The sequence below is a fragment of the Devosia sp. genome, from assembly GCF_040509215.1.
GTDB lineage: Bacteria > Pseudomonadota > Alphaproteobacteria > Rhizobiales > Devosiaceae > Devosia.
This window is the reverse complement of the sequence record NZ_JBEVLL010000227.1, coordinates 1-7,176: the sequence shown is the minus strand read 5'-3', so window position 1 is coordinate 7,176 and position 7,176 is coordinate 1. Positions and strand designations below refer to the sequence as shown.

Here is a 7,176-nt window from a genome sequence, read left to right as displayed (position 1 = left end):
CTCTTATCGGCACGGATCGGGGTTTCCGATCGCGGGTCGAGAGGCAGGCGCTTTGGGTACTGGTTTTCGAGGATGGGCTTATCCTGGCCGAAAATTGTCTGCTGGAAGCGGCGCAGATCGGTGATGGTCGACGTCGAGTCGATCATCGACTGCAAAAGATGCGCGCGGCAACGCTCTTCGGTCATCGGCTGGAGGAAGATGCCGATGACGTCGCGGCGGTTTTCATCCTCGGGGCAAGACTTGTAGAGCACCGAGCAAAAGGGGTGCGGCACGCGATAGATGTATTCGACCTCCATGGCGCCGACGGCCGATTTGGCGGCCATGGGCTGGATGAACTTGCATTTGGTGGCCAGCACTTCGTCGCGTTCTTCGGAAACCTCGACGTCGTATTCCTTGACCTCGGTATGCGGCTCGGACCCCAGAATGTCGGTGTGGACATAGGGGAAGTGGCCCATGTCGAGGAAGTTTTCGACGGCGCGGGGAGCCGAGACGTGGATGCCGATGGAGCCACAGCTCATATTGGTGCGGTCGGCTTCGGCATATTCGGGGATTGGGAAGAGTTCTGCCGAGGGCGTGCCGAGGCAGGTCCAGGTGTAGCCATAGGCAGTGCGAACCGGGAGGCGATCGAACACGGTTTCAGCGTCGATTTCGTCGCCGTTTTCTTCGTCGCTCGCGAGCCACACGACCGGTTCGCCATCGAGGCCGCGCGTCAGGGCGATGCGGCGATCAAGGAGCAGCGTCGTTTCGACGAGACCGATGGCGAGTTCATCGGTCGCGGCGACGACGTGCCAAAGGTCGTTGGTAGTCTGATCGGGGGCTTTGGGCATGGGGCTGGTCTCAACTTTGTTCCAGAATAGCGACCCGGGATGCGAGTGCCAACAAAAAGTGCGCGCGGGTGGTGTGCGGTTAAAGCATGGGCACTTGTCCACAGCGCTTGCCGCGCATGACGTCGTGGGTCAGAGTTTGCGGCAGGAGGAGCCTACAATGACTGATGAAGTATCGCCGCGTTTTGACGAAGCCCTTGTGCGGGAGCGCGTTGAGACGCGGCTAGCCGAGGCTGGGGCGAGCGAGGCTTCGCGGGCGGCGGCGATCAGGGCGATGATCCATGCTTCGCTGGTGGGTGTGGACAGCCATGGCGTGCGGCTGACCGGCCACTATTGCAAGATGCTGGGTGGCGGGCGGCTCAACAAGAATCCGCAACTGAAGGTGGAAAGTCGCGGCGCGGGGAGCGCCATGGTCCATGGCGATGATGGGCTGGGGCACTATGCGGCCTACAAGGCAGTCGAGGTGGGGATCGACCTGGCGCGGCAGGCTGGTGTCGGGGCGGTTGGCATAAAGCACTCCTCGCATCTGGGCGCCGCAGGCGCTTATGCGCTGGCGGGTGCAGAGCAGGGGTTTGTCACCTTCGCGACGACCAATACCGATTCCATGGTGGCGCTCTATGATGGGGCGCAGAAGTTCCACGGTACCAATCCGCTGGCTTTTGCCGCTCCCGTGCCGAATGCGCGGCCGTGGCTGTTAGATATGGCGACATCCTCCATTCCGCTGAATCGCGTGCTGCTGCATCGCTCGCTCGACAAGGAATTGCCCGAGGGCGTTGCCGCGACGCCGGATGGGCAGCCGACGACCGATCCGCATGAGGCGGACATGCTGCTGCCGCTCGGTGGGGTGGACTATGGCTATAAGGGTGCGGCGCTGGCGGGGGTGGCGACGCTGTTTTCGGCGCTGCTGACGGGGACGACGCTCGATCCCGATTTCATCCCCATGTATGGCGGTGACGATATTTCGACGCCTCGGAACATGGGACATTTCGTCCTGGTGATCGATCCGGACAAATTTGCCGGCCGTGCGGTGTTTGCGGCGGCGATCGGGAGCTATCTCGAGAGCCTGCGTGGGTCGCGGGTGCGCGAGGGCGGTCGCGTGATGGCGCCGGGGGATCGGGAATGGGAAGAGATGGATCGGCGGAAGGCCGAGGGGATACCGGTTGATCCGGATACGGTGAAGTTTTTGGGGCTTTAGTCCCACGCTCGGGGCCCTCTGTCGCCCCTTGAGGGAGAGGGACAGGGAAATCCGCGTTCAGCGGATTTGCCAGGGTGAGGGGTATCTTTACTCCGCAGAGGAGCTTGTGGTCACACCGCAGGAATACCCCTCATCCGCCCCTTTGGGGCACCTTCTCCCTCAAGGGGAGAAGGGAGGCCGGTGATTGTTCCAGCTACTCCGGCTTCGGCTCCTCGTAGTCCACATCACCGGCCTTGAGTGCCCCATCCTCCACCGTTAAGTGGATCACCGCCGAGCCGCCGGTCGGGCAGCAATTGGCGTCGGTGTCCTTCCACAGACCTGTGCGGGCGACGTATTCGCCCCAATAGTCCTCGCCGAAATCGTAGGTGACGCCCTTCCATATTTCGAGGCCCTCGGGGAGCTTTGCTTCGACGCCCTCCCACCAGCTGTCCATATCGACGCGGCGCCACTCATTGTCGTCGACGGAGAATTCGAACAGCACATCGGCATTGAAGGCGCCGGTGCCGGCGGTCACTCCCGGCAGATGGAAGAGGATGGGTTCGGCTTCGGAGAGGCGCGGTAGTTGATGCCAGACGCCGTTGAAATCGCTGGCGAGCAATTCCCAGGCCCCGTCGGTTTCGGCAAAGACCACCACGCCGCCGGCCGTGCCTTCATATTCGTCGACCCCGGACTGGATCTGATAGGCGAGCCGGGTCGTGTCGCGCGGGGCGACATAGCCGGCCGCGGCCACGGTGCAGTTCTTGAGGGTGGTTTCGAGGCAGGTGTCGCCGAGCGATTTCAGCGAGACGGGCGCGGCGAGGGCGACGCTGGGCAGGAGAGCGGCAACCAGGGCCGGCAGAAGCAGACGGGGCAGCATGAGGACCTCCACGATCGGCCCCATACTGCCCGTTCCGTTGGGACCTGTCAGCCTTCGCGATAGATGTCGAACGGCCCGATGGCCTGGGTGGTCGCCATCAGTTCGATCTTGTTGATGTTGACGTGGGCCGGGAGCGTCGTGGCCCAAAAAATGCTCTCGGCGATATCGTCGGCGTTCATGGCCTTGGTCTTGGAATAGGGCGCGGAGGCTTTGCCTTCGTCGCCCTTGAAGCGGACGAGCGAGAATTCGGTTTCGGTCAGGCCAGGTTCGATATTGGTGACGCGGACATTCTTGCCCTGCAGGTCCGAGCGCAGGTTGAGCGCGAACTGCTTTACGAAAGCCTTGGTCGCGCCATAGACCGAGCCGCCGGGATAGGCATATTCGCCGGCCACCGAGCCGAGGGTGACGACATGGCCGCCGCCACGGGCGATGAGGCCGGGCAGCAGCAGGCGCACCGTGTAGACCAGACCCGAGATATTCGTGTCGATCATCGTCTGCCAATCATCGAGCACCGCCTCGGCGGCGGGCTGCAGGCCGAGGGCCAGACCGGCATTGGCGAGGACGATATTGATCTCGTTGAAGGGCGCGGGGATTTCGGCAATGGCCTTTTCCATCGCGGCGCGATCCTGCACGTCGAGTTCGATGATGTAGCAGTTTTCGGCGCCAAGTTCGGCCTGCAGCTTTTCGAGGCGGTCCTTGCGGCGGCCGGTCGCAATCACCTTGCCGCCGGCGGCGACATAGCGGCGGGCGGCCGCTTCGCCAAAGCCCGAGGTGGCGCCGGTGATGAAGACGACAAAGCGGCTGGGGTCGAGCAGCTGGTACATTTCAGGTCCTGAAGGAAGGTCAGAAAGGGAGGCCGGCAAGGTGGACCCGCAGGCCAGCGGCGTCAACCTTTCCAAAGTTTAAGGCTGCATTGCCAAAGCCTAACGTGAAGTCTACTGCCGAAGTCTGTATTTCTCAGAGATAGAATCCTGACCGAGGTGTAAACCGTTGAAGCGCGTGGCTAAAACAATTGCGGTATTGCTGGTGCTGGCCGCGGGCGGTGGAGCAGGCTGGTGGTATTTCATGGGCCAGCCGGAAGCGAAGACCGTGCCGGAAACTGTCGCGGTGACCAAGGCCGATATCGAGACAACGGTGCTCGCGACGGGCGTGCTGGAAGCCAGTTCGCTGGTCAGCGTCGGCGCGGAAGTGTCGGGGCGCATCGAGGCCATCCATGTCACGCTCGGGCAGGATGTGAAGAAGGGCGATCTCATCGCCGAGATCGATAGTCTCGATCAGGAAAACGCGGTGAAGTCGGCGCAGGCGGCGCTTGCCGGCATCGAAGCGCAGAAGCGCAATCAGGAAGCGGTTCTGGTGAAGGCCGAGGCGGCCCTGGCGCGCAATACGCAGCTCAGCGCCGGTAGCCTCGTGTCGCAGACCGATCTTGAGACGGCGCAGGCAGCGGTGGAACAGTCCAAGGCGCAGATCGACCAGCTCAGCGCGCAGATCGACCAGGCAGAACTCACCGTGGATTCGGCCAAGCTCAATCTGGCGCGCACGCAGATCGTTGCGCCCAGCGATGGGACGGTGGTGGCGCTGGTGGTTGAGGAGGGGCAGACGCTCAATGCGAACTCCTCCACCCCGACCATCGCAAAAATCGCCAATCTCGACACCATGGTGATCAAGGCGGAGATTTCCGAGGCCGATGTGGTCAAGGTCGTGCCGGGGCAGAAGGTCTATTTCACCATTCTGGGCGAACCGGACAATCGTATCGAGGCGACTCTTCGCGAGGTCGAGCCGGCGCCGACCTCGATCAGCAGCGATACGACATCGGACAGTTCGAGCAGCGCCATCTACTACAACGGGCTCTTCGATGTGCCCAATGCGGATCACCGGCTGCGCATTTCGATGACGGCCGAGGTGACGATTGTGCTGGCGGACGCGAAGGACGCGTTGACGTTGCCGTCGAGTCTGGTGACCCGCAAGGGACCGGATGGGGCTGTGATGGTCATGGTCTATGATCCGCAGACCGAAGAGACGCGGCCGCAGCGCATCGAGGTTGGGCTCAACAACAATATCACGGCGCAGGTTCTCTCCGGCCTCGAAGAGGGTCAGCAGGTGGTCAGCGGTGGATTGGCGACCGTGTCGCGTTCGACAGGAACGGGCCAGCGTCAGGGGGGCGGCATGATGGGCTTCGGCGGCCCTCCGATGCGCTGAGGGATTTTCCGTGATGCATTCAACGCTGAAGCAACGCGCCGATTCCACTCTCCAGTCGGCAAGCGCAAAGCCCATCATCTCGATCAAGAATCTTGTCCGCCGCTTTGCGGCCGGCGGGGAGAGCGTGGCCGTGCTGAAGGGTGTCGATCTCGATATCCATCGCGGCGAGATGGTGGCCATTATCGGCCAGTCCGGCTCGGGCAAGTCGACGCTGATGAATATCCTTGGTTGTCTCGATCGGGCTAGCGAGGGGACGTACCTGTTCGATGGCCGGGATGTCAGCAAGTTCGATGCGGACGAATTGGCTGCGCTGCGGCGCGAGCATTTTGGCTTCATCTTCCAGCGCTATCAGTTGCTGCCCGATCTCAATGCGGTCGAGAATGTCGAAGTGCCGGCCGTCTATGCCGGTGCGGATGCGACGGCGCGGCGGAAACGTGCGACCCAACTGCTGACGCGGCTCGGCCTTGAGGAGCGGCTGCATCACCGGCCTAATGCGCTTTCGGGCGGCCAGCAGCAGCGCGTGAGAGTGGCTCGGGCGCTGATGAATGGCGGCGAGGTGATCCTAGCCGATGAGCCAACCGGCGCACTCGACTCGCGCTCGGGCAAGGAGCTGATGGCGCTGCTCAAGGAGCTGCATGCCGATGGGCACACGATCATCATCGTGACCCACGACGCCAAGATCGCCGATCAGTGCCAGCGGGTGATCGAGATTGCCGATGGCGACATCATCGACGACCGCTCCGTCGGCGAGCGCCAGACTACGCCCAACCGCGTTGAAAAAGTGCGGCGCAAGCCTAGCTGGCGGATGGGGCTCGACCGCATGGGCGAGGCACTCGCCATGGCGCTGCGGGCCATGGGCGCGCACAAGCTGCGCACCTTTCTCACCATGCTCGGCATCATCATCGGCATTGCCTCGGTGGTCGCCGTGGTGGCGTTGGGGCAGGGCAGCCAGCAGAGCGTGCTCGAGAACATTTCATCCATCGGCACCAATACGATCAATGTCTATCCCGGCTCCGGCTTTGGCGACATGCGCTCGGGGCGGGTGCGGACGCTGAAGCCGACGGATGCCGATGCGCTGGCGGGCCAACTCTTTGCCGATAGCGTGTCGCCGCAGGTGTCGAGCCAGGCGACGGTGCGCTATCGCAATACGGCGTCGAGCGCTTCCATCACCGGCGTTGGCGAGGACTATTTCCAGGTCAATGGCCGCAGCTTTTCGTCAGGCTCGGGCTTTACCGAAACCAGCGTGACGACGCGGGCGCAGGAAGCGGTGCTCGACCAGAATGCAGTGACCGCCATTTTCACCAATGGCGAAGACCCGATCGGGCAGGTGATCATGCTGGGCAAGGTGCCGGTGCGGGTCATCGGCGTCGTGGCCAACCAGACTGGCTTCGGGCCGGGCGGCAATTCGGCCAATGTCTACATGCCCTATACGGCGGTGATGGATCGCATTCTGGGCCAGTCCTATCTCTCGTCGGTCGCGGTGCGGATTGCCGACGACTACGACATGGACACGGCCGAGGCGGAGATCACCGAATTGCTGACGCGGCTCCATGGCGGTACGCAGGACTTTTTCCTGCAAAATACCGACACGATCCGCACCACCATCCAGTCGACCTCGCAGACCATGACGCTGCTCATCTCGACCATTGCGGTGATCTCGCTGGTGGTCGGCGGGATTGGGGTGATGAACATCATGCTGGTGTCGGTCAGCGAGCGGACCAAGGAGATCGGTATTCGCATGGCCGTCGGGGCGCGGCGGAGCGACATCTTGCGGCAGTTTCTTATCGAGGCGGTGCTGGTGTGTTTTGTCGGCGGCGCGGCGGGCGTGGGGCTCAGCTTCGCGCTAGGGCAGGGGCTGTCGGTGCTCGTGTCGGGGGCAAGGCTGGTCTATTCGGCGGAATCAATTGTGCTGGCGATTGTGTCGGCTAGCCTGATCGGGATTGTGTTCGGGTTCATGCCGGCAAGATCGGCGTCGCGGCTTGATCCGGTTGAGGCATTGGCGCGGGAGTAGGGCTCTTCACCTCTCCCTTCGGGGGAGAGGTCGGATTGCGCAGCAATCCGAGTGAGGGGGCCTTCCTACTAACCCGGTGCTTGCCAAAGGCCCC

At 62.8% G+C, this 7,176-nt stretch carries 6 protein-coding genes; 3 read left to right on the top strand and 3 right to left on the bottom strand.

All coding sequences use genetic code 11. From position 1 onward, the window contains the following. Window positions 1-827: aromatic ring-hydroxylating dioxygenase subunit alpha (locus tag ABW043_RS12645; protein ID WP_353921565.1), on the bottom strand; the 827-nt coding region annotated here is incomplete at its 3' end. A gap of 157 nt (window positions 828-984) precedes the next feature. On the opposite strand from ABW043_RS12645, the gene ABW043_RS12640 reads away from it, so the two are divergent. After that, window positions 985-2,019, top strand: a complete 1,035-nt coding sequence (locus ABW043_RS12640; RefSeq protein WP_353921564.1) for an Ldh family oxidoreductase — start codon at window positions 985-987, stop codon at window positions 2,017-2,019. 193 nt (window positions 2,020-2,212) lie between these two features. Here ABW043_RS12640 and ABW043_RS12635 read toward each other — a convergent pair whose 3' ends face one another. Together ABW043_RS12635 and ABW043_RS12630 are read right to left on the bottom strand one after the other, a co-directional pair. Continuing rightward, the gene (locus ABW043_RS12635) at window positions 2,213-2,875 is read right to left on the bottom strand and encodes a hypothetical protein (RefSeq protein ID WP_353921563.1); all 663 of its coding nucleotides are present in this window, start codon (window positions 2,873-2,875) and stop codon (window positions 2,213-2,215) included. A gap of 47 nt (window positions 2,876-2,922) precedes the next feature. Beyond that, window positions 2,923-3,699: an SDR family NAD(P)-dependent oxidoreductase gene (locus tag ABW043_RS12630; protein WP_353921562.1), complete on the bottom strand. Its 777-nt coding sequence runs from the start codon at window positions 3,697-3,699 to the stop codon at window positions 2,923-2,925. 175 nt (window positions 3,700-3,874) lie between these two features. On the opposite strand from ABW043_RS12630, the gene ABW043_RS12625 reads away from it, so the two are divergent. Together ABW043_RS12625 and ABW043_RS12620 are read left to right on the top strand one after the other, a co-directional pair. Then, window positions 3,875-5,071 carry an efflux RND transporter periplasmic adaptor subunit gene (locus tag ABW043_RS12625; protein ID WP_353921561.1) on the top strand — a complete coding sequence of 399 codons (1,197 nt, stop codon included), beginning with the start codon at window positions 3,875-3,877 and terminating at the stop codon, window positions 5,069-5,071. Window positions 5,072-5,084: 13 nt separating this feature from the next. Further along, window positions 5,085-7,082: a MacB family efflux pump subunit gene (locus ABW043_RS12620; protein WP_353921560.1), complete on the top strand. Its 1,998-nt coding sequence runs from the start codon at window positions 5,085-5,087 to the stop codon at window positions 7,080-7,082. Window positions 7,083-7,176 lie beyond the last annotated feature (94 nt).

Bases quoted from the DNA above. Each gene is read 5' to 3' on its own strand.
- ABW043_RS12640 (WP_353921564.1), top strand. From the start codon at position 985: ATGACTGATGAAGTATCGCCGCGTTTTGACGAAGCCCTTGTGCGGGAG.
- ABW043_RS12635 (WP_353921563.1), bottom strand. From the start codon at position 2,875: ATGCTGCCCCGTCTGCTTCTGCCGGCCCTGGTTGCCGCTCTCCTGCCC.
- ABW043_RS12630 (WP_353921562.1), bottom strand. From the start codon at position 3,699: ATGTACCAGCTGCTCGACCCCAGCCGCTTTGTCGTCTTCATCACCGGC.
- ABW043_RS12620 (WP_353921560.1), top strand. From the start codon at position 5,085: ATGCATTCAACGCTGAAGCAACGCGCCGATTCCACTCTCCAGTCGGCA.